Genomic DNA, 26,576 nt, shown 5'->3' with positions numbered 1-26,576 from the left:
GCCCCAGGGAGATGCCCGATGAGCCTTGAGAGCAAGCGAAAGAGAGAAGTCATGAAGGCAGTGCGCTACCACTCCTACGGCGGCAGCGACGTCCTCATCTACGAGGAGGCGGATCGGCCGGTGGCGGGTGAGGGCGAGGTAGTGGTGCTGGTGGCCGGCACCTCGTACAACGACGCGGACTCGGGCCTGCGCGCGGGACTGCGGCAGGACTTGCTGCCCCTGGCCTTCCCGCACATACCGGGCCTCGACCTGGCCGGAGTCATCACCGAGGTCGGCGAGGGCGTGCCCGACTGGAGCGTGGGGGACACGGTGGTCGCGCTTCTGCCGGCGGACGCGCCCGGCGCGGCAGCTGAATACGTTGCCGCCCCCGCCGAGGCGCTGGCCCCCGCGCCCCGCACCGTCGATCTGGCCGACGCCGCTGCCCTGCCGCTGGTCGGGCTGACGGCCTGGCAGGCCCTGTTCGAAAACGCCGACCTCAAGCCCGGACAGAGCATCCTGATCAACGGAGCGGGCAGCGCGGTGGGCGGCTACGCCGTCCAACTCGCCGTGCAGACCGGTGCGACCGTGACTGCGACCGCGGGTGCGCGCAGCCGCGACCGGATCCGCTCCTACGGCGCGGACCGGATCGTCGAATATGCCGTGACGCCGGTGGTGCAGGTGCTGGCCGGTCAGCACTTCGACGTGGTGCTGCAGCTGGCTCCCGCAGGCCCCGAGGAGAACGCGCGGCTGGTGGACCTGGTCGCCGACGGCGGAGCCTTCGTCAGCGTCACCACCCCCGGCCCGCCGGATACCGGGCGCGGGGTGCGCACGGTGCACGTGTTCGCGCGCAGCGACGCCACCCAGCTCGCCGAGCTGGTGGCCCGCGTCGACGCTGGAGAGCTGGCGATCGAGGTGGCCGAGCGGCTGCCACTGGTCGACCTTCCCGCGGTCCATGCCCGCGCCGCTGGCCGGTTCGCTCGGATCGCCGAGCTGGCCGCCCAGGTCGAGGGCGGAGACCTGGCCGAGCGACTGCGTGCCGACCAGGCCGTGGTCCGCGCCCCGGCCGCTGCCGGAGAACTGGTCGGCAAGACCGTCCTGATCCCCATGTCGTCGGCCAGCGACACTCCCCGCCACTGAGCCCACAGCCCGCCGAGTCAACTCCCTTGCTCGCCGATTCCATCCGGCTCGGTCGAGACCATGAGGAAGTGCCACGTTCGTGAGACTGAGCGCTGTGCCACCGACCTGAGACAGCAAAAGTACCGCCGGTCAGCGAGTACAGCCTGTGCCACGGAACGCGAGACCCCACCCTCACCGGAGCAGCCCGAGACCTCGGCATCCACCAGTCGGCTTGGTGACCCAGGTCAACCATCTCGAAGCGGACCTCGGGCAGCTCCTGCTCGAACGAGCCGAACGCGGCAGAGCCATGAAGCTGACCCGCTTCGGAAAGCGCGTTGTAACGGCAGCCCGGAAGATCCCGGCCCGGGACGGACCTGTTGCCTCGGCGCTGGAGTGCAACAGCAGAGGGGAGAAGGTGGCGCTGAACAAGAAGGGTTCCCGGCGCACAGCCGTTGACGGGATCGAATACCGCTGGCGGATCCGCAGGAAGCCCTCCTACATGCAGGGACTCTGCTGGACGCCGATGACCTATGCGGTCGAGGCGGTCAGCAGTCAGCCGGGCACGCCCCTGATCATCACTAGCGGCCAGGCCCATCCCAGCAACTGGGTGGGCGTCGAAACGGAGCCCATTCGTCCAGCTCACGTCGCTATCAGCATTCGAGAGGCACGAGAGCAAGGCTGGGATCCAGCCTGGGCCGGTTCTCCGTTCCAGCTCGACCGATCCGCAGGATTCATCGCTCAACCATGAGACAAGCGCAGTAGCACGGCGCATCTGGCTCGGCATCATGGCTCGGTGACCACATGGATGCGCTGTTACTGGGACGAGGAAGACACCTGGTTCTACTTCGAGGTCGACGCCGAGGGCTGGGTGACCCGGCAGGTCGAACTCGAAGGACCTGAGCTGATCCCGGTCGCAGCTGCCTCCCTCGCCGAGTGGCAGCGGGCCCGCGACGCAGGCCACCTCGATGAGTACGACAGCAGGTTCGGGGTCACAGCCGAACTGCCCGTTTCGGAATGGGAAGGCCACGACCCCGAACAACTCACCTTTGAGGAGTTCGAGGAAGCCTGGGCTTGTGCCCGTCGGCAGATCATGTCTCGGCTCATCTGACCTCTCGGCGCCGCGGAGGCTTCTTGGGATCATTTCGACATGATCCCGACCCTTCCCCGCACTGTCCGAGCCGTCAACACCGCTCAGCTCCTGGACCTGGCCCAGGAGGCCGCCGTACACAGCTTCAGCCAGCGTCTCCCGGTCGACTGGCTCCAGGAGCACCTCGTCCCAGAGGCGACGCACTACCTGTTCCCGACGCTCGTGCAGCGGCTCACACACCGGCCCGAGACGCCGCTGCAGTGGAGCGATACGGACTGAGGCGACGAGAAGTACCGCGCCCGATGAACCTCTGCCCCCTGCGGTACGTGCTCGATGTCGGCTCTTGTCGTGTCGGTCCGCGATTCACCATTGCGCCCTCAGCGATGAGGGGGCTGTGTGGCTTTCCAGTCGTGACGGGGCTCGGCATAGTGCTCTCATGACCGTCGGGTTCGGTGGGGAAGTGGCCGAGTACTACGCGAAGTTCCGGCGGGGCTATCCCGAGCAAGTGCTCGACTTCGTCCAGGACTACTTCTTGCTGACACCGGAGGACAGCGTTCTGGACCTCGGATGCGGTACAGGGCAGCTCGCCCTCCCGCTCGCCCCCCGAGTCCGATCAGTGATCGGGATGGATCCCGAGCCGGACATGCTTCGCCTCGCTCATGAAGCGGCCGGCCGGCGTGGTGTCCGCAACGCCGTCTGGGTGCTCGGTGCCGACACCGACGTCCCAGCTCTCGGAACACTGCTGGGTCACGAGCCTTCCCTGGCGATGACCGTCGTCGGCCAGGCTCTCCACTGGATGCGGCACGAAGAACTCTTCCGGGACCTGCTTCCCCTGTTCCGCGCAGGCGGAGGCATCGCCGTGATCGCTAACGGGACACCGCTGTGGCTGCAGGACACCGCCTGGTCCCGTGCCCTGCGCAGCTGCCTGGAGCAGCACTTCGGGACAGAACTGACCGCATCCTGCGGAACTGCCGATCAGGACCGGATCCGGTATGCACAGGCCCTTGAAGACGCCGGCTTTTCGGACGTGCGGAGCACGACGGTCTCCTACCCCGACGAGCTGACCTTTCAGCAGGTCATCGGCGGTCTCTACTCCGCCATCCCCGCAGAGCAACTCCCGGGGGCCGAGCAGCGGCCGGCGTTCGAGTACGGCATCCGGAAGGCATTGCCGCACGCGGAGCCCTTCCCCGAGCAGGTCCACGTCTCCGTACTCGTCGGCCGGACTGTCTGACTGGACGCCCGCTGTGCCCGACCGAGGAAATGGCACGCTGCTGAGACAGGAGTCGAGCGACCAGGGCTGAGCTTCCAGCTCCCGAGATACCGGGCGGTTCAGGGCGTGACCGTGTCCGGGAACCGGCGCTGTGTACGGCCGGCGACGAGGAGTTGGTGGAGGCGTTCGAGTGCGGCGATGAGGGCGGCTCGCTCTGTGTCGTCCGCTCCGGCCAGCGCATTGGTCAGGGCCTTGTCGGCGCGTTCGGCCCGGCGCTGTTGGCCGGCGGCGCGGATGGGCTCGGTCACGTCGACCAGCGTTCTGCGTCCGTCGGAGGGGTCGGCTGCGGTGGTGACCCAGCTGCGGCCGACGAGGGCCCGCACGCTGGTGGAGACGCGGCTTTGGGCCAGGCCGGTGCGCTTGGCGATGTCGCCTACGGCACTGCGGCCGTTCAAGAAGAGGTCTTGGAGGACCAGGAATTCGCCGGGGGCGAGATCGGGTGCGTCGGAACCCATGTCGGCGAGGGCGATCTCGGCCAGGCGGCGGCCGAGCTGGTACAGGTCGCTCATCTCCATCTCCCCAAGGTACATCTCCTTTGATGTATCCCCAACATATGCATCTTGACAGATCCATCTCTAGAGATACATCATCCGAGATGTAAACGGCGAGCCCGCACCACTGGAGAGACACCGTGAGCCTCAGCGACTACCTGCTCTACACCGGCGTGTTCATCGCGATACTCGCCACCCAGCTCGGCACACGGCGTCCGGACGCCAGGCGGCTGCTGCTGCCCGTGGGAATCGTCGCGGGCGTCGGTTTCAAGTACCTCAAGGAGATCCCCCCGGGGAGCACGGCCCATCTGATCGAGGCGGCCGGGCTCGCGGCCGGCCTGCTGTTCGGTCTGGCCTCGATCGCCCTGATCCAGGTCCACCGCGATCCGGCAGACTCCCGCCTGGTCACCGTCGCAGGCTGGCCCTACGCCGCACTGTGGACGGCCGCGATGGCCCTGCGCCTCGGCTTCGCCTACGGCTCGACCCACTGGTTCACCCACGCCCTCACGACATTCTCGATCCAGCACCAGGTTCCGGCCGCCACCTACGGCACCGCCTTCGTCCTCATGGTGCTGGCCATGATCACCGTCCGAACCGCCGGCGTCCTCATCCGTGCCCGCCTCGCAGGCGCCACCGTCGACTTCGGAGCGCCGGCCATCGCTCGACGTTTCGCCCGCTGAGCACCCCGGCCGGTCCGCGGATGCTCCGCCACCGGGATCGGGTGTCCACCCCGCTCCGTTTCCTCTTCCCACCGGCGATGTCCACCGCGTGCCCAGTAGGACACGGCGTCTCCGCCCGGAGATCCGCATTGCGAGTAGGGGGTTGTCCAACCGGTTGTGCGGAGCAGTATTTTCTGCCCTCACCCAGGGGCCGCTACGGTCCCCGATTTATGGAGCAGATATTTCCGACGGCCGAGAAAATGGCGGCTGCTTTGCGTGCCGGTGAAGTGACCTCGGCGGAACTGACCGATGAGGCGATTGCCCGTATCGAGCGGGACGACAAGGCGATCAATGCTGTCTGTGTGCCGGACTTCGACCGTGCACGGGCCGCCGCGCGCCGCGCCGACCAGGCGCGTCTTCATGGCGAGGACAGGCCGCTGCTCGGCATTCCGGTAACGGTGAAGGAGTCGTACAACGTCGTGGGAATGCCCACGACGTGGGGCCTGCCGCAACACCGGGACCATGTGCCGGCCGAGGACGCGGTACAGGTCTCGCGGCTCAAGGCCGCAGGCGCGGTGGTGCTCGGCAAAACCAATGTGCCTTTGGGACTGCAAGATATCCAGAGCTTCAACGAGATCTACGGCATCACCAACAATCCGTGGGATCACGCTCGCACGCCGGGCGGATCCTCCGGTGGATCAGCGGCGGCCCTGGCGTCCGGATTCTGCGCGCTGTCCATCGGCTCCGACCTCGCCGGTTCGCTGCGTACCCCCGCGCATTTCTGCGGCATCCATGCGCACAAGCCGACACTCGGACTGGCGGCAACCCGCGGCATGGTGGCGCCGCCGGCGCCGCCACTGCCGGTCGAACTCGACCTCGCCGTCGTCGGTCCGATGGCGCGCAGTGCCCGGGACCTCACGCTCCTGCTCGACGTCATGGCCGGACCGGACCCGCTGACGTTCGGTGTGGCGCACGACTTGACGCTGCCGCCCGCGCGTCACGAGCGGCTCGGCGACTTCCGGGTCCTGGTCGTCGACGAGCATCCGCTGATTCCGACCGGGTCCGCCGTGCGGGCGGGCGTGAACCGGGTGGCCGACGCGCTTGTCGACGGTGGCGCCCACGTCGAACGGCACAGTCCGCTGCTGCCCGATCTGACCGAAGCCGCGACGCTCTACACGCAGTTGCTGTTCTCGGGCTCCGTCGCGCGTTTTCCCGTCGAAGCGTACGAGCAGTTGCGGTCGCGCGCCGCCGGACTGAGCGCGGACGACCGGAGTCTCGATGCGGCGCGGCTGCGCGGCATGGTGCTCAGCCACCGTGACTGGATCGAGGTGAACAACCGGCGCGAGCTCCACCGCCATGGCTGGCGGCAGCTCTTCGCGGAGTTCGACGCCGTGGTGTGTCCCATCACGCCCACTCCCGCGTTCCCGCACGACCACAACCCCGATCCCAGAGAACGCCGGATCGACATCGACGGCGTCGAGCACCCGTATTTCGACCAGCTGGTCTGGGCCGGTGTGGCCACCATGCCCGGTCTGCCCGCCACCGCCGTACCCACGGGCCGGTCTCCCGAGGGTCTGCCGGTGGGAGTGCAGCTCATCGGCCCGATGTTCGAGGACCGCACCCCACTTCGGCTGGCCGAACTACTTGAGGACGAGATCGGCGGCTTCCAGCCGCCGAAGTAGGGCGTACGCCTTCGTTTAGCAGGCGTGCCGCGTGCCGCGACAGGGGCAGCGTCAGGTTTCCTCGGGTGCGTGAGCAGCGTGTCTCTCGGCGAAGGCCAGGAGAAGCGCTGCGGTGCGCGGCGGGTCCTCCAGGATGGGCGTGTGACCGCTGCCGGGCAGCAGCTCGATCTGCGCTTTTGGAACGACGCGGTAGTCGGCTGCGGACGAGGGGCGCCATCTGTGGTCCTGGTCGCCGAAGATCACCTGGAGCGGCTTGCCGAGAGTTGCAAGCCGTTCCGGGAGGGGCTGCTGATTCAGATAGGCGATGGAGGCCTGCATTGCGGCGGCCACCGAGTGGTAGGTCATACCGCGCAGTTCGTCGACGAGGTCTTGTGGGACGTGGAAGCCCTCGCGGAAGCCGGTGCTCGCGAACCGGCGGATCTGGTCGTCGGTCGGCGGCCACTGCGCGGGGTCGAACGCGGTGGTCTCCGGTGCGATGAAGGCGTCCATGCCGGGGCCGGTGTTGATGAGCGCGAGCGCGGTCACCAGGTCGGGGCGTTGCTCGGCGAGAGCGGTGGCCGGGTAGCCGCCGCTGGAGTGACCGACGACCATGGCGTGCTCGACGCGGAGCCGGTCCAGTGCCGTGCCGAGCGTGCGGGCCTGTTCGGGGATCTCGTAGCCGCGGCCGACCGGTTCGGCCGAGCGGCCGTGCCCCGGCAGGTCGATCCGGACGACGCGGTGGGACGTGGTCAGCAGCGGAACCAGCGCGTTCCACGAACGGTTCGAGGTGGCGGTCCCGTGGATGAGCAGGAGGGCGGGGGCGTCACGGGGGCCGTCCTGGCAGACGTGGATGTCGCCGTGTTCCAGGCGGAGGGTCGAATCCTCGGTGGCGCGGGTGTCACCGTCGACATGCGGGTTCCTGTCGCAAGGAGTCATGGGCCCACTGTTGCCGTCGGTGCGCGGCTGTGGCTTGGACGAATGTTCCCTCCTCGTGCTGCGCAGCATCGGGACATGGGGGCCACTACGAGCGAGCGGGACGGACCCCGTGCGTGGGATGTCGCACGCCCGCAGCGGGCCGGCAGGGTGGCCGGTGTCGACATGGCCGGATTCCGGGCCCCGGGCCCGCTCGTCGGTGACCTACGGGTGGTGCCGCGCCCGAGCGGCGCGGTAGGTCCGCCCACGGGCAGCTCACTCGGTGACGGGCAGGCACTCGGTGAGCAGGTCGACGATGTCGCGCCAGGCTCGTTGCGCGTGTTGCGGGTGGTGGTCGACGCCCGGGACCACGGCCTGGTCGACCGGCGGGTGGTGGAAGGCGTGCAGGGCCCCGCCGTAGACCACGAGGCGCCAGTCGACGCCCGCGGCCTGCATCTCGGCGGCGAAGGCGTCGCGTTGCGCGGGCGGCATGATGGGGTCTTCGGACCCGACCCCGGCCCATACGGGGCAGCGGATGCGCGCCGCCTCGCCCGGTCGGCCCGTGGTCAGCGCGTTGACCGTCCCGATGGCCCGCAGGTCGACGCCGTCGCGCCCGAGTTCCAGCGCGACCGCGCCCCCGGTGCCGTAGCCGATGGCGCCGATCCGGTCGGGGTCGGTCCGCGGTTCGGCACGCAGCACGTCGAGTGCCGCGTGGCCGATGTCCCGCAGCCGGTCGGGGTCGGCGAGCAGCGGGGTCACGCGCGCCAGCATCTCCTGCGGGTCGGTGAACCAGCGCCCGCCGTGGAGGTCGAAGGCCAGTGCCACATAACCCAGTTCGGCGAGGGCGTCCGCCCGGCGGCGCTGGAAGTCGTTGAGGCCCGGCCCCTCGGGCCCGATCAGGACCGCGGGCCGGCGGCCTGCACCTGCGGGGAGCGCGAGGTGCCCCTTCATCGTCAGGCCGTCGGCCGGGTAGGTGACCGTGCGCGTGGTGATCGTCGTCATGCGATCGGACTGTAGTGAGCGGCGGGTCCGGTCGGGCCGGTCTTCACCGTCGGCGGAAAGTCTTCACCGTCGGCGAAACAGTGCAGGCAGGAACCACCGATTCCGCAGGCGCAGTCGGTTGCCCCCCTCGCCCGAGAGTCCATCCGGCTCATCCGGGCTAGACGGCCGTGAAGCCGCCGTCGGCGGCGACCACGGCTCCGGTGACGAAGCCGGCGCGTGGTGAGACCAGAAAGCACAGGACTTCGGCGATCTCTTCGGGCTGTGCCACGCGGCCCAGGGGCTGCGCGTCCGCGAAGGACGCCAGATACGCGCGGCTGTCGGAGCGGATCGTGTCGAGGAAGTCGGTCTCGACGACGCCTGCGGCAACGATGTTGGCGCGGATGCCCAGTGGTCCGCCCTCGACGGCGAGCACCTTGGTCAGTTGGGCCAGAGCGCCCTTCGACGCGCTGTAGGCGGCGCCTTCGGGCAGGGCGACGGTGCAGGTGTAGGAGCCGGTGCTGACGATGGCTCCGCCGCCGCGGGCCTGCATGGCCCGGAAGGCTTCGCGGGCGCAGAAGAAGGAGCCGCGGGCGTTGACTGCCAGCACGGCGTCCCAGTCCTCGGCGGTGGTCTCGGTGACGGGCTTGTTCAGGGTGCGTCCGGCGTTGTTCACCAGGATGTCCAGTCCGCCGAATTCGTCGACGGCCGACTGCACCGCGCGGGTGGCGGTCTCTTCCCGGGTGATGTCCCCTCTCATCGCGAGGACGCCGGGCATCTCGTGGGGCAGGTCTTCGATGTCGGGGCGCAGGTCGACGGCGACGACGCGGGCGCCGCGGGCGGTCAGGAGAGCCACCGTCTCCTTGCCCACGCCGCGCGCGGCCCCGGTGACGAGGGCGACTTTTCCGGCGAACTCGGCGGTTTCGGTGGACGGCGAAGTGGCAGATGTCATGGTCATGGTGGTGTTTCCTGGGGAACGGGAGCACCGGCGCTCCGATGCCGCCGAGCGGGCCGGTGCGGCAGGGCGGTGCGGGCGTCGCGGTGGGCGTGGTGGGTGTCGTACGGTCCGGCTGCTCGCTCAGTGCGCGGTGAGCCCGCCGTCGACCACGAGCTCGGAGCCGGTGACGAAGGAGGAGTCGTCGCAGGCGAGGAAGAGGATCGCGGGCGCGATCTCGTCGGCGCGGCCGGCCCGGCGCATGGGGGTACGACGGATGTCCGGCTGCTGGTCGCCCTGGTCGTCCAGGATCTCCTGGATCATCGGCGTGGCGATCACCCCGGGATGCACCGAGTTGACCCGCACTCCCTGCCGGGCGTACTCGACCGCGGCGGTCTTGCTCAACAGGCGCACCGCGCCCTTGGACGCCTGGTAGGCCGCGGCCGCGCCGCTTCCCACCAGGCCGAGCACCGACGACGTGTTGATCACCGAAGCGTTGCCGCTCGCGCGCAGGAGCGGCATCGCCGCCTTCATGCCGAGCCAGGTGCCCTTCTGGTTCACATCGATGACGCGGTTCCAGGCCTCCTCCCGGGTGTCCTCGATGCCCGGCCAGTCCACGATGCCGGCGAGGTTCACCAGGATGTCCAGCGCTCCGAACCGGTCGCGGACGAGAGTGATCACCTCCTCCCACTCCCGCGCGGAGGAGACGTCGAGGCGGGCGGTGACGACCTGCACGCTCGGGCACCCGAGTGCCTCGATCCGATGCGCCAGCTCCCGCAGAGGGGCTTCGGCGACATCGGTCAGTACGATCCGGGCACCTTCTCGGGCGAAGAGCTCGGCGGTCGCGGTGCCGAGGCCCCCGGTTGCACCGGTGATCAGCGCGACCTTGCCGGCGAGTCGTTGTCCTGTCATGGAAGGGTTCTCGTTTCTCGTTGCTGCTGACTGCTGCTGGCTTCCGCTGACTGCTGCGGCACGGCGACTTGTGCTCCCGGTGGAGCACGAGGTGCTCGTGGTAGAGCTGCGCCGCGGTCCCGGCCATGGCGGACCCTCTACCGATCGGTGCGGTCCTGTCCGGCTCCGAACGAGTCTGCGCAGGTCGGCGGCGAGCGACCAGGACGTGTGCTGCCTGGGTGCGACACACCCCGGCAGCACCTCGGGCGGGCGCCTAGCCTGAACACATGGACGACAACCACCTGGGAGACTTCCTGCGCGCCCGCCGCGCCGGTCTGCGGCCGGAGGAGGTCGGCATGGTGAGCTACGGGGCCCGCAGGGTGGCCGGGCTGCGCCGCGAGGAGGTCGCCGTCCTGGCCGGGATGAACGCCGACTACTACACCCGTCTGGAACAGGGCCGCGAGCGCAACCCCTCACCCCAGGTGCTCGAAGCGCTCAGCAGCGCACTGCACCTCGACGCGGACGCCCGGGCGCATCTGTTCCGGCTGGCCGGGACCGTGCCGAGCGACCGCAGCGTCGAGCGCGCCGCCGAGCGGGTCGCTCCCGCGCTGCGCCAGTTGCTGGACGGCTATCCGCACACCCCGGCGTTCGTCATGAGCCGAACGCTGGACATCCTCGCCACCAACGCCCTGGCCGACGCCCTCTACGCCCCGTTCGAGCCGGCGGACAACCTGGCCCGGATGACCTTCCTCGACCCGGCGGGCCGCCACTTCTACGCGGACTGGGACCGGGCGGCCCGGGCGGCCGTCGCCAATCTGCGCCAGGCGGCGGGCTTCGACCCGGACAACCCACGGCTGCGCGAACTCGTCCGCACCCTGACCGGGCACAGCGCGGACTTCACCCGCCTGTGGAACGCCCACACCGTGCGCGGCAAGACGCAGGAAGCCAAGCGACTCGTCCACCCGGACGTCGGCCCTCTCACCCTCACCTACCAGGCCTTCGACGTACGCGACGCCCCCGGCCAGCAGCTGGTCATCTACCACGCCGAACCGGGCGGCCCCAGCGCCGAGGCCCTCCACCTCCTCGGCTCCGTCCACGCCACCCGGCGGCAGGCCGACCCCTGGCCCCGCCGCGGGTGAGGCGGCGCACTGGCGCACCCGGCCCGCCCGGCGCACCCGCGTGCCCGGCGATCGGCGGCAACGGCACGCGTCGCCGGTTTTGCTGTTCCCGCAAGCAGCTTTGCGTCCTGCCCGTCCCGGGGGCAGCTTGGTGGTCACCCGCCGGACCGGCGACGGGCCATCGACCACTACCGAGGCAGGACACATGGACGAACAGTTCTGGGACGAGAAGTACCGCAGCAGCGACCAGGTCTTCAGCGGCGCTCCCAACGGGGTGCTCGTCACCGAGGCGACCGACCTGCCGGCCGGACAGGCGCTCGACGTCGGGTGCGGTGAAGGCGCCGACGCGCTCTGGCTGGCCCGGCGCGGCTGGCAGGTCACCGCGATCGACATCTCCCGCACCGCCCTGCGACGGGCGGCCGCCGCCGGGGCCGACTTCGCGGACCGGGTGACGTGGACCCATATGGACCTGACCGCCACCTCACCCCCGGCCGCCTCCTTCGACCTGGTGTCCGCCCACTACCTCCCGCTCCGGCAGCAGCCGGACCATGCCGCGCTGCGCGGTCTGCTGGACGCCGTGGCCCCCGGCGGGACCCTGCTCTTCGCCGGCCACGACCTCGCCGACCTGCCCCCGCGTTCGGAACTGGGCCTCGACCCCGCCGACTTCTACCAGCCCGACGACGTCGCCGGCCTCCTCGACCACGACTGGGCCGTCCTGATCAACGAGACCCGCCCCCGGACCAGCCCGGCGCCCGCGGGCACGCACCACAGGCACGACGTCGTGCTGCGGGCCCGACGCCTGCGGTGACCGGCGGTCCGACGGCACCCGCGCCGCGCTGGGAACAGCGGTGGGTAACTGCCTTGTGACACGGTCGACAGGGGTCGTTGTCAGTGGGGTGGGGCATGCTTGCGGACATGAGTGTGGATGCGGTCGGGGTTTCCGGTGTGGGCGTGGGTGCTTCGGAGTTGGGCCGGATCGAGGGGGCGTTGCGGGCGTCCTGGGGCGCGGACACCTGTGCCCCGGACGAGCTGGCGCGCGCGGGCTGGAGTCCGGCGAACCCCGCGTGGGGGCAGTGCGATGTGACGGCGCTGGTGGTGCACGACCTGCTGGGCGGGGAACTGATGTGCGGGGAGGTGTACGCGGTGAACGGCGAGCGGCAGGGCTTCCACTGGTGGAACAGGCTGCCGGACGGCTCCGAGGTCGATCTCACCGGTGACCAGTTCCGCGCCGGTCAGGTCGTCATGGAAGGCGTCTCCGTGCCCCGCCCGATGGGTCACTCGCTGCGCAGAGCCGCGGAGTACGCGCTGCTGCGCGGGCGGGTGTGGGAGCGGCTGGGGCTCCGGTCGGCGGGTGCGGCCGGGGGCGCGTGCGGTCCCGGTCCCCGGAGCGGGGCGGCCGTCAGGGGTGCGGCGACACCCTGCCGAGGTCCGCGCGGCGCCGGCTGAGGCGCGGAACGCCTCCTCGGCCCGGCCGAGGGGGCACACGCCGCCGCCGATCGGCCCTCAGGCCAGCGGCATCTTGAAGCCGAGGTGCGACGCCTGGAAGCCCAGGCGCTCGTAGAAGCGGTGTGCGTCGACGCGGGTGGCGTCGGAGGTGAGCTGCACCAGAACACACTCCTGGCGCCGGGATTCGGCGATGGCCCACTCGATGAGCCGGGTGCCCAGACCGCTGCCGCGGAAATCGGCGTGGATGCGTACGGCCTCGATGAGGGCGCGGGCGGCTCCCCGGCGGGACAGCCCCGGGACGACCGTGAGCTGCAGCGTGCCGGCCGTCCTGCCGCCGAGTTCCGCGATGACGAGGTGCTGGTTGGGGTCGGCGTCGATCCGGTCGAACGCGGCGCGGTACGGGGCGAGATCGGACGGCGTCTCACGGGTCGCGCCGAGCGCGTCGTCGGCGAGCATGGCGACGATCTCGGGGATGTCCTCGGCGGTCGCCCGGCGGACGCTGAACTCCTCGGCGGGCGGCTCGGCGGCGGAGGTCGCCGCGCCGGTGGAAGGCGTGGTCATCCTCCGAACCCTACGCCCTGTGGTCACGGCCACAGCGGCGCGGGCACGCTGCGCGCGGTCCCGGCCGGGAAGGTCGATCCGGGTGCTCGACGGTGGGTCCACGCGTTCGGTGGGGCCGGGCTCCGTCAGGCCGTTCGCTCGGCGGGGGCGAGGGTACGGACGGCCGCGGCCAGCGGGGCGAGCTCCGGACGGGCCTCCGCCGCGGTCAGCGCTTCGCGGAGGGCGGCGTCGTGCGTGGGGCGGGCCGCGTCCAGCAGCGCGTGGCCCTCTTCGGTCACGTCCGTGTAGATGCCGCGCCGGTCGTCGGGGCACAGGTACCGGCGCAGCAGCCCCCGGTCCTCCAGCCGCGTGACCAGTCGTGTCGTCGCGCTCTGGCTGAGGACCACGGCGTCGGCGAGCTGATGCATACGGAAGTGGCCGCCGTCCCCGTCGTGCTGCTCGCTCAACACGTCCAGCAGCGAGAACTCACGCACGCTGAGCTCGTGCGCGGCCTGCAGCGCTCGTTCGATGTGTGCCTCGATGCGGCCGTGCAGCGCGGAGAGCGCGCACCAGCCGTGCGCAAGACCGGGGTCGGCACGACGAGACATCGAGGGCTCCTCCTCCTGGCGGCTCCGCCCCGCGCGGGGGCGGATTTCCAGGCTAGGACATATCGGCGGTAGCCCGCGTCGGCGCATGCTCCGTGCCCGCAATCAACGGCCGGGTCGATCGGTCCGGCCACCGGCGGCGGACGGCTGTGGTGGGCGGTGGGGAGCGGGAGCGCGGCGGCGTCCCCGCCTCGTCATCCCCCACGGCTTCAGCACCGAGACGACCGTCATGAACGTGTAGGCGCCCAGCGAGACGACCGGTGGGACCACCAACTCGTACGGCAGGACCGGGCGCCCGGCGAGGACATCGGCAACCGTGCTGTCGATCCGTACGCGGAAGGCGAGGATGCTCGCCGACGCCGCCGCCAGGGTGAGCCAGAACTTGATCCAGACCCACCAGTGGCGTGCCAGCCCCCACCTGGTGCCCAGGGACAGCAGCACTCCGCTGACCAGGGTGGCCAGGGCGAGCGGGCCGAGCAGCCAGTCCCCGAAGACCTTCATGGAGCGGTACGCCGCCTCGGCCACCGCGCCGGAGTCGGTGAGGGCAGCGGTGAGGCCGAGCGCGAGCAGGCACAGCGTCATGCCCAGCCAGCCGGCCGAGGCGCAGACATGGAGCGCGAGGGTGCCTCTGCGGGCACGTCGGGAGAGTTGCCGCATGCTCCCGACTGTGCCGTCGGCCGTGGCGTACGGCGTCCGACGGCGGGAGTATCCGCGACTGCTCGATGCCGAGTACGTGAACGCGTGCATACGGCGGTACGCACCCCGGCCGTACGATCGCGGGTATGCATCGGGTTCAGCATGCGACCGCGCGATCCGCGCCGGGCCGGCCCCGCCCCCGGCTCCACCTCTTCGACCTCGACGGCACGCTGCTGTACGGATCGGCGGCCTCCGTGGAGATATCCCAGCAACTCGGCGTCGAGAAGGAGATCCAAGAGCTCGAACGGGCCTTTGCGGAACGGAAACTGACACCCCCGCAGTTCGCGCTGCGGGCATGCACGCTGTGGTCGGCGCTCAACGAGGAGATCGTGGCCGCCGCCTTCGCCGGAGCGCCGTGGCTGGCGGGTATCCGCGAGGTGTGGTCCCGGATCAGGGCGAACGGGGAGCGGTGCGCCGTGATTTCGCTCTCGCCGGATTTCTTTGTACGGCGACTACTGGATTGGGGGGCCGACGTTACCCACGGTTCACGGTGGCCGGAGGTTCCGCGTGTAATTCCGAACGGAAGTACGAAGTATCCGATGCGTCCCCTCGACCCGGACGGGATTCTTTCACCGTCGTCAAAAGTCAAGATCGCGAAGGAGCTGTGCGCCCAATTCGGGGTCCGGGCCGAGGACTGCGTGGCGTACGGGGACTCCCTCTCCGACGCCGAACTGTTCGCCGCCGTCCCGGTCTCCGTGGCGGTCAACGCCGACGAGCACGTCCGCTCCCTCGCCTCGTACCACTACACCGGCCGTGATCTCCGGGACGCCTACGGGCTGGTCCCCGACGCACGGTAATTCATGTTCCCGTTCCGAATGGCGGAATTCATCGGAACCAGGAACAGGGGTTGTGGCGTGAAGGCTTCACGGTATGGTCGGGTCCCTCCCGCATCGTGCTGTAAGGACAGCAAAGGTTTCTTCACTCGATGCGTGCAGGGGGCGGTTCACCGGAACATTCGGAACGCGGATGTGCACAGAACGTCCGGAAGAGGTACGAGGCGAGGCGAGCATGACCACCATGTCGGGCAGCGACGGTGCGTCCGCCGCTGGCAACGGCGGACGGGGATGGTTCACCCCGGCGTCCGACGCCGAAGCCGCGGAGCGCCCCGCGCCAGGCGCACTGGACGCGACACCGACCCCGCAGGGCCGCACCGGGACGGCCGCAGCTGAGCCGGGACCGGAGCGCAGGGCGGAAGCGGAACCGCAAGCGGAAGCGGCGCCGAGGGCCGAAGCGGCACCGGACCCGGCTGCGAGCCCGGCCCCGGCTGCGAGCCCGGTCCCGGCCGCGGGCTCGGCACCGGCTGCGGGTCCCGCCCCGGCTCCCGCCACCGGACCGCTCGCCGACTCCGAGTTGATCCGGACGTCCATGGACGAGCTCGAACGTTCCGCCGACGCGGCGACCGCGTACTTCTACGCGCTGCTGTTCGTCCAGTACCCGCATCTGCGGGAGATGTTCCCGGCCGCCATGGACAACCAGCGGGACCGGCTCTTCCGCGCCCTGCTGACCGCCGTACGCCTCTACGACGACGGCAAACTCCTCGGCGACTACCTCGCCAACCTGGGCCGCGGCCACCGCAAGTACGGCACCCTGCCCACCCACTACCCGGCCGTCGGCGAGTGTCTGATGGCGGCGATCGCGCGCTACGCCCCCAACAGCTGGGGCCCGCGCACCGAGGCGGCCTGGGTGCGTGCCTACACCGCGATCTCCCAGACGATGATCGACGCGGCGGCCGAGGACGAGCGCCGGGCACCGGCCTGGTGGGACGCGGAGATCGTCTCGCACGAACTCCGCACCCCGGAGATAGCCGTGCTCACCGTCCGCCCGGACCAGCCGTATCCGTTCCGCGCCGGGCAGTACACCAGCCTGGAGACCCCTTGGTGGCCCCGGGTGTGGCGGCACTACTCCTTCGCCTCGGCCCCCCGCCCCGACGGGCTGCTGACCTTCCACGTCAAGTCCGTGCCCGCCGGGTGGGTCTCCACCGCGCTGGTGCAGCGCGCCCGCCCCGGTGACGTGCTGCGGCTCGGCCCGCCGGCCGGCTCGATGGTCGTCGACCACCGCGCCGACAGCGGTCTGCTGTGCCTGGGCGGCGGTACCGGTATCGCTCCCATCAAGGCGCTGGTCGAGGATGTGGCCGGTCAGGGCCGACCACGCCCGGTCGAGGTCTTCTACGGTGCTCGCACCAGCCACGACCTCTACGACCTGGAGACCATGCTGCGCCTGAAGGAGCGCCACCGCTGGCTGTCCGTACGGCCGGTGGTCGCGGCGGGCGCGGCGCAGGCCGCCGCCGAGGCGCTTGCGGGCGAGCTTCCGGACGCGGTACGCAGATACGGCCCCTGGTCCGCGTACGACGGCTATCTGTCCGGACCGCCCGGAATGATCAGAACCGGAGTCGAGACGTTGGTCGGGCTCGGCATCCCCACACATCGCATACGCCACGATTCCCTCGACGAACTGGTCGCGCAGGGGGTCTGAGTGGTGGGGTGTGCGGATCGTGGCTGTCGAGGACCGGCCGGCTGAGGAAAGGGACGAGTGGCGGCGTTGAATGACGCGAACGGAAACGGCGGCGGGGCCGCTGGGCACATAGCGGGCACGGACCACGGCCCGCCGCGGCAGCGGTTGCCCGGCAGCGACGGGGAACACGCGCTGCAGCAGCGGATCGGCTCGGACGGTCGCGCCAACCGGTTCTACCAGGACCAGGTGCTCGACCATCTGAACGAACGGATGCGGGAGTTCACCCGGCAGCAGGAGATGTTCTTCCTCGCCACCGCCGACCGCCACGGCGAGTGCGACAACAGCTTCCGCGCCGGACCGCCCGGATTCCTGCGGGTGCTGGACGAGCGGACGCTGGTCTTCCCCGAGTACCGCGGCAACGGCGTGCACGCCAGCCTCGGCAACATTCAGGAGAACCCCCATGTGGGGCTCCTGCTCATCGACTTCCTCCGCGCCCGGATCGGACTGCACATCAACGGCCGCGCCGAGGTGCTGGACGACGCCGAACTGCGCCCCTGGGTCCCGGACCTGCCGCAGGACCCGGTACCGGGGCGGCGGGCCGTGCTGTGGGTCCGGGTCGAGGTGGAGGAGGCGTACATCCACTGCGCCAAGCACATCCCCCATCTCCAGAAGGCCCCGCGCCGCCCGGCGCGCGAGTGGGGCACCGACGACTACAAGCGCAAGGGCGGCGACTTCTTCGGTGCCGCCCGCGACGCCCGTGAGGCCCGCCGCGATGCTGCGGCCTCGGACGAAAAGGCCCCGAGCACATCGGCGCCCAGCACATCGGCCGCCGGCACATCGGCCGCCAGCGCATCGGCGCCGACTCCGCGGATCCCGAGCCCTCGGGCCGCGGAGGCTCCGGCTCCGAAAACTTCGGCCCCCGGTGGTGCGGACGAGGTCGAAGGCGGCAGGGTCGAGGAGACCCTCACTCTCGCGGCGCCGCCGCTGCCGTCCACGCCCGCCTTGCCGCCCGTGCCCGGCACGCCGCCCGTACCCGGCACACCGCCCGTGACCGTCGAACCGCCCGTGCCGGGGACCGAGCCGGCGCACGCGCAACTCACGGCCGCGGAACCCGCTGTGCGCCCCGATCCCTCCGACGAGCGGGAGCAGGCGGCGGAGCCCGAGCAGGCAGCGAGGACCGCCTCCGGCTCCGGGGCCGGGCCCGCGCCGCTGCCGCGGCGGCGGCATGCCGCCGCGTCGGCCGCCGTTCCCGCCGCGTCCTCGGCGGTCTCCGCCGCGATGTCGGCACGCTCCGGGAACGGGGGGACCGTCGAGCACGCCCGGGACATCTCCGCCTGGCGGCTGGAGGCCGAACGGGCACTGGCCGAGGCGCAGCGCCGGGGCCGGAGCGCCGAGCCGCAGGACGCTCCCGAACCCGCCCCGTTCCAGGGCTGGTTCGGGTAGCGGCAGCCGACGGGCGGCGCGCCTGGGCGGGCGGTGCGGTGCTCAGCCCAGATCAGGCGCGAGCAGGGACCGGACGCCCTCGATGTTGGCGGCGAGATAGGCCTGCAGCGACGGCGGTACGACCTCCACCGAGGTGACGCCCTCCGGGGTGAAGGGCAGCCGTACGATCTCGTACTCCCCCTGCGGCTCCTCCACTTCGGGCCCGTGCCGTAGGCGGGGGTTGAGGGAGACGAGTCGGCACACGAAGAAGTGCTGAACCTTCACTCCACCCGGTGTCTCCTCAGGATCACTCACCGTGTCCACGAAGGCGGGCACCACATCGGTGATCTCGGCCCCCAACTCCTCGGCCACCTCGCGGTGCAGGGCGTCCACCACGGTCCGGTCGACATCGGGTTCGACGCCGCCTCCCGGGGTGATCCAGTACGGCTCCTGACCGGGCTTGGTGCGCTTGATGAGGATCAGCTCCGCGGGTCGGCCCCGGCCGTTCCCGGGCGCGAGGAGGATGGCGCGGGCAGTCCGCTTGACCACGGGACGTTCGACGAACATGCAGGAGGTCTGGCCCACATCGCCCCGGGCCAAACCCTCCGCTTTCGTCACCGTGAGTGGCGGGCCATTAAATCTCCCGATAAGTCCATACCGATAAGTGATTGGACACTGACGTTGAGTCAACTACTCTTGTCGTCTGCGCTGCTTCGCGCGTAGAGCCGGGCGGTTCGTGGCAAGAGGGGGGAGCCACGAACCGCCCTTCACACGCTGTGCGGTCGGCACCGGGCGGACAGTCCTGTGCCGACAGCACAGCGGCTGTCGGCACAGGAACTCATCGCACTGTCGGGCTCACTCCGCCATCGGCAGGTACACCCGGTTGCCGGCTGCAGCGAACTCGCGGGACTTGTCCGCCATTCCGGCCTCGACCTCCTCCATCGTCGCCCCGTGCTGCTCGCGGATCTCCTGGGAGATCTTCATGCTGCAGAACTTCGGGCCGCACATGGAGCAGAAGTGCGCGGTCTTGGCGGGCTCGGCCGGCAGCGTCTCGTCGTGGAAGGAGCGGGCCGTGTCCGGATCGAGGGCCAGGTTGAACTGGTCCTCCCAGCGGAACTCGAAGCGGGCGTCGGACAGGGCGTCGTCCCAGTCCTGCGCTCCCGGGTGGCCCTTGGCCACGTCGGCGGCGTGGGCGGCGATCTTGTAGGTGATCACGCCGGTTTTCACATCGTCCTTGTCCGGCAGCCCCAGATGTTCCTTCGGGGTGACGTAGCAGAGCATCGCCGTGCCCCACCAGCCGATCATCGCCGCGCCGATGCCGCTGGTGATGTGGTCGTAGGCGGGGGCGATGTCCGTGGTGAGGGGGCCCAGTGTGTAGAACGGGGCCTCCTCGCAGACCTCCTGCTGGCGGTCGACGTTCTCCTTGATCTTGTGCATGGGCACATGGCCCGGGCCCTCGATCATGGTCTGCACGTCGTGTGCCTTGGCGATCCGGTTCAGTTCGCCCAGGGTGTCCAACTCGGCCATCTGCGCGGTGTCGTTGGCGTCCGCGATCGAGCCGGGCCGCAGCCCGTCGCCGAGCGAGAACGTCACGTCGTACGCGCGCAGGATCTCGCACAACTCGCTGAAGTGCTCGTACAGGAAGCTCTCCTTGTGGTGCGCCAGGCACCAGGCCGCCATGATCGAGCCGCCGCGCGAGACGATGCCGGTCTTGCGGCGCGCCGTCAGCGGGACGTAGCGCAGCAGCACACCGGCGTGCACCGTCATGTAGTCGACGCCCTGCTCGCACTGTTCGAGGACGGTGTCCTTGTACACCTCCCAGGACAGCTCCTCCGCCTTGCCGTCCACCTTCTCCAGCGCCTGGTAGAGCGGCACCGTGCCGATGGGCACGGGGGAGTTGCGCAGCACCCACTCGCGGGTGGTGTGGATGTTGCGGCCGGTCGAGAGGTCCATCACGGTGTCGGCGCCCCAGCGGGTCGCCCACGTCATCTTCTCGACCTCCTCCTCGATGGAGGAGGTGACGGCGGAGTTGCCGATGTTGGCGTTCACCTTCACCAGGAAGTTCTTCCCGATGATCATGGGCTCGGTCTCGGGGTGGTTCACATTGGCGGGCAGTACGGCGCGGCCCGCCGCGATCTCGTCCCGGACGAACTCGGGCGCCAGGTTCTCGCGGAGCGCGACGTACTCCATCTCCGCGGTGATCTCGCCCCGCTTGGCGTACGCGAGTTGGGTGACGGCCGTACCGTTGCGGCCGCGGCGCGGCTGGCGCGGACGGCCCGGGAAGACCGCGTCCAGGCCTGCCAGATCGGCCTGGTTGCCGCGGACCAGTCCGCCTCGCGGGCTGGTGTGCTTGATGCCGTCGTCCTCGGGCCGCAGCTCCCGGCCCGCGTACTCCTCGGTGTCTCCCCTCTGGATGATCCAGTTCTCGCGCAGCGGTGCCAGCCCGCGGCGCACGTCGGTTTCGATGTCGGGGTCGGTGTACGGCCCGGAGGTGTCGTAGAGCGTCACGTCCGTGCCGTTGGTGAGATGCACCCGTCGGACGGGGACCCGGATGTCCGGGCGTGTTCCTTGCAGATATCCCTTGTGCGAGCCGATGGCCTTCTCGGCCCCGGTGTCCGACGCGTAGTCGGCGCGCGCGTGTGCATCCTGCGTGGTCATGAGACCCACTCCCTACGCCGGCATTACCCGGTAACAGGTTCGGCGGTCGGCGCAGCCGTTTCCGTGGTTCACGGAGGTCAGCGCCCTCTCAGCCCCGTGCTCGGAGCTCCCGCGATGTGCAAAGGCGTCTCTACGCTAACGGCACACCGCCCGCACTGAACACCCCGCATGGCCGTTCTTGCGATGATCGGGCGGTGACCCACTCCAATGTCCCCGGTCCCGCGCATCCGCCGGATCCCGCTTCCGGCCACGGCCACGCACCCGGCCATGACCACGGCCAGGCCCACGGTGTGGCGCATGGCCAGGCCCACGGCCATGTGCACGCGCACGCTCACGCACACGGGCACGGGCCCGCAGCACCCGTCTCCCGGCATTTGCGGAAGGTCATCGCGGCCGTGCTCGTGCCGTTCGCGGTGGCGGTGTTGACGGGGCTGGTGGTGCTGTGGCCGGGAGGCGCCCCGGGCCACGGACACGACCACTCCGGTGTCGGTTTCGACCGGCCGACCTTCGACGCGAAAGTCGTGGAACTGGCCGAGGTGGACTGCGACAAGGTCAACGTCCAGCAACCACCCCCCTCCTCGGGCGGCGGCGCGCAGTCCCCGGGCGGCACACCGCGGGACGGCGAGCACGGACCGTGCCACAAGGCGACGGTGGAGGTCACCGAGGGCAAGGACAAGGGCCATACCTTCACCGAGGTGGTGCCGCCGGACTCCACCCGCACCTACTCCGTCGGTCAGGGCGTCGTCGTCGGGTACTCCGAGAAAGCGCCGCGCAAGCTCCAGTACAGCGTTGTCGACACCGACCGCGATCTGCCGATGGTGCTGCTCGCCGGCGTCTTCGCGCTCGTGGTGGTGCTGGTGGGCCGGCTGCGCGGGGTGCTGGCGCTGGTGGGCCTGATCATCAGCTTCGCCGTACTGACGCTGTTCATCCTGCCCGCGATACTGCAGGGCTCCAATCCGCTGGTGGTCGCGGTGGTCGGGGGCAGCGCCATCATGCTGGCCACGCTGTATCTGTGCCACGGCCTGTCGGCCCGTACCTCGGTGGCGGTGCTGGGGACCCTGGTGTCGCTGCTGCTGATCGGGGTGCTCGGCTCGCTGTTCATCGGCTGGGCGCAGCTGACGGGCAACACCGACGATCAGACCAGCCTGGTGCACGGGCTGTACCCCGGCATCGAGATCCGGGGGCTGCTGCTGGCGGGTGTGCTGATCGGCTCGCTCGGCGTGCTCGACGATGTGACGGTCACCCAGACCTCGGCCGTCTGGGAACTGCGGGAGGCCGATCCGGGGGCGAGCTGGCGGCGGATCTACCGCTCCGCCATGCGGATCGGACGCGATCACATCGCGTCCGTGGTCAACACTCTGGTACTGGCCTACGCGGGTGCGGCGCTACCGCTGCTGCTGCTCTTCTCGATCGCGCGCAGCGATGTGACGATGGTCGCCACGAGTGAGGTGGTCGCCGAGGAGATCATACGTACGCTCGTCGGCTCGATCGGTCTGGTGGCCTCGGTCCCGGTCACCACCCTGCTGGCCGCGCTGGTCGTCTCCGCCGACCGGAGCCGTCCCCAGGAGGCCGCCCCGCGTGTGGAGGGTGGTGCCCCGCCCGGTGCCCCGGCCGGCCCCCCGCCGAGCATCCCGGCCCCCTCCTCCGGCGGCCCGGCAGCGGCTCGCCGCCCGGCCATCGGTGCCCGCGGCAGGCGCCGCAAGCCGAAATGAGGGGTCACTCCGGGCCCGCGCCGCCTGCCGCGGACATCAGGGGCGGCGCGGGGCGCGAGAGGGTCACCAATCGCTGCGGCCGGAGGCGCCGGCCTTGAAGCGGCGGACGAGGTAGACGACGCCGCCGACCAGGGCGACGAAGACCAGCACCTTGAACAGCAGACCGACCAGGAAGCCGACCACGCTGGCGATCAGGCCGCCGAAGACGACCAGCGCGATCACCGGTATCACGATCCATGTGACCCACCACGGCAGGCCGGAGAGGGTGCCTTTCGCGTCCATGACTGTGTGCTCCGTATCCGAGAGTTTTGAAGGCTTTGTGCCCTCTGGCCCCGATGCTAGGCCGCACCGCAAGCCGACGGGGCGGCCCGGGCCCCGGTCCTCCCCTGAAACCGACCCTGAGGCGACCCTGACGGCCGGGGGAGCACGGAGCACGCCGCGAGGCCGGCTCAGCCCTCGGGGGGCGAGAAGACCACCAGGACGCGCAGGTCCTCGGAGATGTGGTGGAACTTGTGCGCCACCCCGGCCGGTACGTAGACGACGCTGCCCCGCGCCACGTGCGTGGTCTCCTCCCCGACGGTGATCGAGCCGCGCCCGCTGACGACGAAGTAGATCTCGTCCTGGGCGTGCGGCTGCTGCCGGTCGGCGGCGCCCGCGTCCAGTGCGTAGAGGCCGGCCGACATGTTGCGCTCGTGCAGGAACCGCAGGTACGCGCCGTCGTTCACGGCGCGCTCCGCCTCCAGTTCCTCCAGCCGGAATGCCTTCACCGCTGTCCCCTCTCCCTGACCGGGCGCCTGTTCTGCAACGATCTGAGTATGAACTTCCTCATCAAGACGCTGGCCAACGCAGCAGCCCTTGCCGTGGCGACCTGGCTGCTCAGCGATATCGAGCTGACCGGCGGCTCCGGAGGTGAGAAGGCGCTGACCCTGCTGGTCGTCGCCCTGATCTTCGGCGTCGTCAACGTCGTGGTCAAGCCGATCGTGAAGCTGCTCTCGCTACCGCTGCTGGTGCTCACGCTCGGGCTCTTCACCCTGGTGATCAACGCGCTGATGCTGATGCTGACCTCCTGGGTGGCGGACAAGCTGGACGTGAGCTTCCACGTGGACGGCTTCGGTACCGCCTTCCTCGGCGGCCTGATCATCTCGATCGTCGCCTGGGCCCTGCACATGGCACTCGACCGGGACCGGGACTGACGGCGCATGTACCACGTGTGCTTCGTGTGTACGGGCAACATCTGCCGCTCCCCCATGGCCGAGGCCGTCTTCCGCGCGCAGGTGCGGGACGCGGGTCTGGACGGGCTGGTGGAGGTCAGCAGCGCCGGCACCGGGAGCTGGCACCTGGGCGACCCGGCCGATCCCCGTACGGCCGCCGTACTGGACACCGCCGGTTACCCGCTCCGGCACATCGCGCGGCTGTTCGAGCCGGACTGGTTCGACCGGCATGATCTCGTCGTAGCGCTCGACGAGGGCCACGCCGCCGAACTGCGGGCCATGGCGCGCAACACGGCCGAGGCCGCGAAGGTGCGGCTGCTGCGCTCCTACGACCCCGAGGCCGACCCGGACGAGCTGAGCGTGCCCGACCCCTACTACGGCGGCGCGGCCGGCTTCGAGGTGTGCCTGACCATGGTGGAGGCCGCCGTCCCGGGGCTGCTGTCGGAGGTCTCGGCCGCCGTCGCGGCCCGGGAGGCGGGCTGATGGGCGGGGCGGCCGGGCCCGGCGCCGGCGGTGGGGCCACCGCCGGACCGCCACGGCCCGTCGCCCGCACGGCCGAACTGCTCGGCCTCCCGGCACGGGCCGCCACCCCGGTCGGCGGCGGCTCGATCTGCGACGCGTACCAGGTACTGCTGTCCCACGACCCGGCCGGCGCACCGGGCGGCGCGGGCCGCCCGGCCGATGCGGGCGGTGCCCGAGGCGCCGCTCCCGCGGGCGAGGACCCGCCCGGTGTCGTCTTCGCCAAGGCGCTGGACGCCGCGCCCGCCGACTTCTTCGCCGCCGAGGCCGCCGGGCTCGCGCGGCTGCGCGCCACCGGAGCCGTCCATGTTCCCCGGGTGTACGCGGCCGAGCGGGACGTGCTCGTCCTGCAGTGGGTGGAGCCGGGCGCCCCCGACCGGTCCGCCGCCGAACGGTTCGGCCGCCAGCTGGCCGCGCTGCACGAGAGCCCGGCCCCGTCCTGGGGCACCCCCGGCGAGCCCTGCTACCTCGGGCCGCTGCCGCTGACCTCGCCGCCCCGGCCGGTCGCCGACCCGGCAGCCTGGCCCCGCTTCCACACCGAGCACCGGCTGCTGCCGCTGCTGCGCGCCACCGTGGACAGCGCCCACATCGGGCCGAGGGACGCGCGGGACATCGAGCGGCTGTGCGAGCGGCTGGACGACGAGGCGGTCATGGGCCCTCCGCAGCCGCCCGCCGTCATCCACGGCGACCTGTGGTCGGGCAATGTGCACTGGGCGGCGGACGGCCGGGCCGTGCTGATCGACCCGGCGGCACAGGGCGGCCACCCGGAGACGGACCTGGCGATGCTCCAACTGTTCGGCTGCCCCGAGCTGCCCCGCATCCTCGCCGCGTACGAGGAGGTGCGCCCGCTGCCCGGCCGCCAGGCCCGCGTACCGCTGCACCAGCTCCAGCACCTCCTCGTCCATGCCGTGCTCTTCGGCGGGGGTTACGGTGCGCAGAGCGGCGCCGCCGCGCGCGCCGCCCTCGGGTGAGCAGAACAACCGTGTCGCCGCCGTCGAAGACGCGGCACACACTGTGGGAGACAGCATGACCGCATCGGACGATCCGCCACTGACCGGTCCCCGGCTCGACCACGGGCCGGCGAACGACGCCGACGGCACCCGCGTGGTACGTGCCGGGCTGCCCGCCGAGGAGCCGTACGAGCCACCGCTGCCCGGCCCGGTCTTCGCCGCCCACTACCACCTGCCCGGCGAGGTGGAAGGCGCGCCGTACGCCTACGGGCGGGACGCCAACCCGACCTGGTCGCGGCTGGAGCGGGCGCTGGCCGAACTGGAGGCGCCGGGCGATCCGGACGCCGAGGTGATCGCTTTCTCCTCCGGGATGGGCGCGATCTCCGCCGTACTGCTCTCCCAGGTCCGGCCGGGCCAGACGGTGGTACTGCCCTCGGACGGCTACAACCTGCTGGCCGCGCTCCGCGAGCGGCTGGAGGGCTTCGGCGTGCGGGTGCGGACGGCGCCGACGAGCGGCGGCGCCCAGCGCGCCGAGCTGGACGGGGCGAGCCTGCTGTGGCTGGAGACGCCCTCCAACCCGGGGCTCGACGTGTGCGACATCCGCGAGTTGGCGGACGCGGCACACGAGCGGGGCGCGCTGGTGGCGGTCGACAACACCCTGGCCACCCCGCTGGGGCAGCGCCCCCTCCTGCTGGGCGCCGACATCTCGGTGGCCAGCGGCACCAAGGCGCTGACCGGGCACGGCGATGTGCTCCTCGGCTACGTCGCCACCCGGAACGCCCAGGTCGCGGCCGCGGCACGGGCCTGGCGCAAGACGGTCGGCGCGATTCCCGGGCCGATGGAGGCGTGGCTGGCGCACCGTTCGCTGGCGACGCTCGATGTCCGTACCCAGCGCCAGGCGGGCAACGCGCTGGCCGTCGCCGAGGCGCTCGCCGCCCGCCCGGAGGTGCGCGACGTCCGCCACCCGGGGCTGCCCGACGACCCCGCACACCCACTGGCGGCCCGTCAGATGAGCCGCTACGGCTGTGTCGTCTCCTTCACCCTGCCCGACCAGGCATATGCCAACCGGTTCCTGGCCCGGCTGCGGCTGGTGAGCGACGCCACCAGCTTCGGCGGGGTCCGCTCGACCGCCGAACGCCGCGGCCGCTGGGGCGGCGACGCGGTGCCGGACGGCTTCGTCCGGATGTCGGTCGGTGTGGAGGACAGCGCGGACCTGGTGACGGACATCCGCCGTGCCCTGGACGAGGCTGCCGGCTGAGCCGACCGGTAC

Annotated in this window: 29 protein-coding genes and 1 pseudogene; 18 read left to right on the top strand and 12 right to left on the bottom strand. The window is 70.9% G+C overall.

Annotated features, from left to right (window positions below):
- Positions 1-51: 51 nt before the first annotated feature.
- From JW613_RS03915 to JW613_RS03895, 5 genes and pseudogenes are all read left to right on the top strand, one after another.
- On the top strand, positions 52-1,116 hold the full coding sequence (locus JW613_RS03915; RefSeq protein WP_209209314.1) for an NADP-dependent oxidoreductase: 1,065 nt from the start codon (positions 52-54) through the stop codon (positions 1,114-1,116).
- A 214-nt stretch (positions 1,117-1,330) separates the two neighbouring features.
- Entirely contained in the window at positions 1,331-1,843 is a 513-nt protein-coding gene (locus JW613_RS03910) for a hypothetical protein (protein WP_307865783.1), read from the top strand.
- Positions 1,844-1,900: 57 nt separating this feature from the next.
- The gene (locus tag JW613_RS03905; RefSeq protein WP_209209638.1) at positions 1,901-2,203 is read left to right on the top strand and encodes a hypothetical protein; all 303 of its coding nucleotides are present in this window, start codon (positions 1,901-1,903) and stop codon (positions 2,201-2,203) included.
- A 39-nt stretch (positions 2,204-2,242) separates the two neighbouring features.
- Positions 2,243-2,446 (top strand): annotated as a pseudogene (locus JW613_RS03900) (hypothetical protein); the annotation flags it as partial.
- A gap of 130 nt (positions 2,447-2,576) precedes the next feature.
- The gene (locus JW613_RS03895) at positions 2,577-3,413 is read left to right on the top strand and encodes a class I SAM-dependent methyltransferase (RefSeq protein WP_307865782.1); all 837 of its coding nucleotides are present in this window, start codon (positions 2,577-2,579) and stop codon (positions 3,411-3,413) included.
- Between the two features lie 98 nt (positions 3,414-3,511).
- Here JW613_RS03895 and JW613_RS03890 read toward each other — a convergent pair whose 3' ends face one another.
- Positions 3,512-3,967, bottom strand: coding sequence for a MarR family winged helix-turn-helix transcriptional regulator (locus JW613_RS03890; protein WP_209209313.1), 456 nt, complete (start codon positions 3,965-3,967; stop codon positions 3,512-3,514).
- A gap of 116 nt (positions 3,968-4,083) precedes the next feature.
- On the opposite strand from JW613_RS03890, the gene JW613_RS03885 reads away from it, so the two are divergent.
- The gene (locus JW613_RS03885) at positions 4,084-4,623 is read left to right on the top strand and encodes a hypothetical protein (protein WP_209209312.1); all 540 of its coding nucleotides are present in this window, start codon (positions 4,084-4,086) and stop codon (positions 4,621-4,623) included.
- Positions 4,624-4,832: 209 nt separating this feature from the next.
- Entirely contained in the window at positions 4,833-6,284 is a 1,452-nt protein-coding gene (locus JW613_RS03880) for an amidase (RefSeq protein WP_209209311.1), read from the top strand.
- A gap of 51 nt (positions 6,285-6,335) precedes the next feature.
- Here JW613_RS03880 and JW613_RS03875 read toward each other — a convergent pair whose 3' ends face one another.
- The 4 genes from JW613_RS03875 to JW613_RS03860 form a co-directional block, all read right to left on the bottom strand.
- Entirely contained in the window at positions 6,336-7,199 is an 864-nt protein-coding gene (locus JW613_RS03875; RefSeq protein ID WP_209209310.1) for an alpha/beta fold hydrolase, read from the bottom strand.
- A gap of 252 nt (positions 7,200-7,451) precedes the next feature.
- On the bottom strand, positions 7,452-8,177 hold the full coding sequence (locus JW613_RS03870; RefSeq protein ID WP_209209309.1) for a dienelactone hydrolase family protein: 726 nt from the start codon (positions 8,175-8,177) through the stop codon (positions 7,452-7,454).
- 157 nt (positions 8,178-8,334) lie between these two features.
- Positions 8,335-9,111 (bottom strand): SDR family NAD(P)-dependent oxidoreductase, encoded by a 777-nt coding sequence (locus JW613_RS03865; protein ID WP_372447896.1) that lies wholly within the window; start codon positions 9,109-9,111, stop codon positions 8,335-8,337.
- Between the two features lie 120 nt (positions 9,112-9,231).
- The gene (locus JW613_RS03860) at positions 9,232-9,999 is read right to left on the bottom strand and encodes an SDR family NAD(P)-dependent oxidoreductase (RefSeq protein WP_209209308.1); all 768 of its coding nucleotides are present in this window, start codon (positions 9,997-9,999) and stop codon (positions 9,232-9,234) included.
- A gap of 266 nt (positions 10,000-10,265) precedes the next feature.
- Between JW613_RS03860 and JW613_RS03855 the strand changes: the two genes are divergently transcribed.
- The 3 genes from JW613_RS03855 to JW613_RS03845 all read left to right on the top strand — a co-directional run bounded on the left by JW613_RS03855 (position 10,266) and on the right by JW613_RS03845 (position 12,542).
- A complete protein-coding gene (locus JW613_RS03855; protein ID WP_209209307.1) occupies positions 10,266-11,117 on the top strand; it encodes a helix-turn-helix transcriptional regulator in 852 nt (283 codons plus the stop codon).
- Positions 11,118-11,301: 184 nt separating this feature from the next.
- Positions 11,302-11,904, top strand: coding sequence for a class I SAM-dependent methyltransferase (locus JW613_RS03850; protein ID WP_209209306.1), 603 nt, complete (start codon positions 11,302-11,304; stop codon positions 11,902-11,904).
- Between the two features lie 107 nt (positions 11,905-12,011).
- A complete protein-coding gene (locus JW613_RS03845) occupies positions 12,012-12,542 on the top strand; it encodes a YunG family protein (protein WP_209209305.1) in 531 nt (176 codons plus the stop codon).
- A 57-nt stretch (positions 12,543-12,599) separates the two neighbouring features.
- Here JW613_RS03845 and JW613_RS03840 read toward each other — a convergent pair whose 3' ends face one another.
- From JW613_RS03840 to JW613_RS03830, 3 genes are all read right to left on the bottom strand, one after another.
- A complete protein-coding gene (locus JW613_RS03840; RefSeq protein WP_209209304.1) occupies positions 12,600-13,103 on the bottom strand; it encodes a GNAT family N-acetyltransferase in 504 nt (167 codons plus the stop codon).
- 125 nt (positions 13,104-13,228) lie between these two features.
- Entirely contained in the window at positions 13,229-13,690 is a 462-nt protein-coding gene (locus tag JW613_RS03835) for a MarR family winged helix-turn-helix transcriptional regulator (protein ID WP_209209303.1), read from the bottom strand.
- Between the two features lie 102 nt (positions 13,691-13,792).
- Positions 13,793-14,344 (bottom strand): DUF2269 domain-containing protein, encoded by a 552-nt coding sequence (locus JW613_RS03830; RefSeq protein WP_245225000.1) that lies wholly within the window; start codon positions 14,342-14,344, stop codon positions 13,793-13,795.
- 125 nt (positions 14,345-14,469) lie between these two features.
- Here JW613_RS03830 and JW613_RS03825 point away from each other — a divergent pair, with 125 nt between their 5' ends.
- The 3 genes from JW613_RS03825 (at position 14,470) to JW613_RS36715 (ending at position 18,277) form a co-directional block, all read left to right on the top strand.
- Complete coding sequence (locus tag JW613_RS03825) at positions 14,470-15,180, top strand: HAD family hydrolase (protein ID WP_209209302.1); 711 nt, start codon at positions 14,470-14,472, stop codon at positions 15,178-15,180.
- 211 nt (positions 15,181-15,391) lie between these two features.
- Positions 15,392-16,855 (top strand): globin domain-containing protein, encoded by a 1,464-nt coding sequence (locus tag JW613_RS03820; RefSeq protein WP_209209301.1) that lies wholly within the window; start codon positions 15,392-15,394, stop codon positions 16,853-16,855.
- A gap of 57 nt (positions 16,856-16,912) precedes the next feature.
- Positions 16,913-18,277 (top strand): pyridoxamine 5'-phosphate oxidase family protein, encoded by a 1,365-nt coding sequence (locus JW613_RS36715; protein WP_372447895.1) that lies wholly within the window; start codon positions 16,913-16,915, stop codon positions 18,275-18,277.
- Positions 18,278-18,319: 42 nt separating this feature from the next.
- Here the strand turns inward: JW613_RS36715 and JW613_RS03810 are convergent, their stop codons facing one another.
- Together JW613_RS03810 and thiC are read right to left on the bottom strand one after the other, a co-directional pair.
- Positions 18,320-18,823 (bottom strand): NUDIX domain-containing protein, encoded by a 504-nt coding sequence (locus JW613_RS03810; protein ID WP_209209300.1) that lies wholly within the window; start codon positions 18,821-18,823, stop codon positions 18,320-18,322.
- Positions 18,824-19,111: 288 nt separating this feature from the next.
- Positions 19,112-20,914 (bottom strand): phosphomethylpyrimidine synthase ThiC, encoded by a 1,803-nt coding sequence (thiC, locus tag JW613_RS03805; RefSeq protein WP_245224999.1) that lies wholly within the window; start codon positions 20,912-20,914, stop codon positions 19,112-19,114.
- A 194-nt stretch (positions 20,915-21,108) separates the two neighbouring features.
- On the opposite strand from thiC, the gene JW613_RS03800 reads away from it, so the two are divergent.
- A complete protein-coding gene (locus JW613_RS03800) occupies positions 21,109-22,626 on the top strand; it encodes a YibE/F family protein (RefSeq protein ID WP_209209299.1) in 1,518 nt (505 codons plus the stop codon).
- 63 nt (positions 22,627-22,689) lie between these two features.
- On the opposite strand, the gene JW613_RS03795 is transcribed toward JW613_RS03800, so the two are convergent.
- Together JW613_RS03795 and JW613_RS03790 are read right to left on the bottom strand one after the other, a co-directional pair.
- Complete coding sequence (locus JW613_RS03795; protein ID WP_099886637.1) at positions 22,690-22,908, bottom strand: DUF5326 family protein; 219 nt, start codon at positions 22,906-22,908, stop codon at positions 22,690-22,692.
- A gap of 167 nt (positions 22,909-23,075) precedes the next feature.
- Complete coding sequence (locus tag JW613_RS03790) at positions 23,076-23,393, bottom strand: cupin domain-containing protein (RefSeq protein ID WP_185017581.1); 318 nt, start codon at positions 23,391-23,393, stop codon at positions 23,076-23,078.
- Between the two features lie 48 nt (positions 23,394-23,441).
- Here JW613_RS03790 and JW613_RS03785 point away from each other — a divergent pair, with 48 nt between their 5' ends.
- From JW613_RS03785 to JW613_RS03770, 4 genes are read left to right on the top strand one after another with little or no spacing between them, the layout of a single operon-like run.
- Positions 23,442-23,819: a phage holin family protein gene (locus JW613_RS03785; RefSeq protein WP_099882742.1), complete on the top strand. Its 378-nt coding sequence runs from the start codon at positions 23,442-23,444 to the stop codon at positions 23,817-23,819.
- Between the two features lie 6 nt (positions 23,820-23,825).
- On the top strand, positions 23,826-24,320 hold the full coding sequence (locus JW613_RS03780) for a low molecular weight protein-tyrosine-phosphatase (RefSeq protein WP_209209298.1): 495 nt from the start codon (positions 23,826-23,828) through the stop codon (positions 24,318-24,320).
- Positions 24,320-25,327, top strand: coding sequence for a fructosamine kinase family protein (locus JW613_RS03775; protein WP_209209297.1), 1,008 nt, complete (start codon positions 24,320-24,322; stop codon positions 25,325-25,327). The genes JW613_RS03780 and JW613_RS03775 overlap by 1 nt, the downstream gene beginning before the upstream one ends.
- A 43-nt stretch (positions 25,328-25,370) precedes the next feature.
- Entirely contained in the window at positions 25,371-26,564 is a 1,194-nt protein-coding gene (locus JW613_RS03770; RefSeq protein ID WP_372447894.1) for a cystathionine gamma-lyase, read from the top strand.
- Positions 26,565-26,576 lie beyond the last annotated feature (12 nt).

It is taken from the genome of Streptomyces smyrnaeus (assembly GCF_017676345.1).
GTDB classification, from domain to species: Bacteria; Actinomycetota; Actinomycetes; order Streptomycetales; family Streptomycetaceae; genus Streptomyces; species Streptomyces smyrnaeus.
This window is presented reverse-complemented; position numbering and strand designations above follow the sequence as displayed.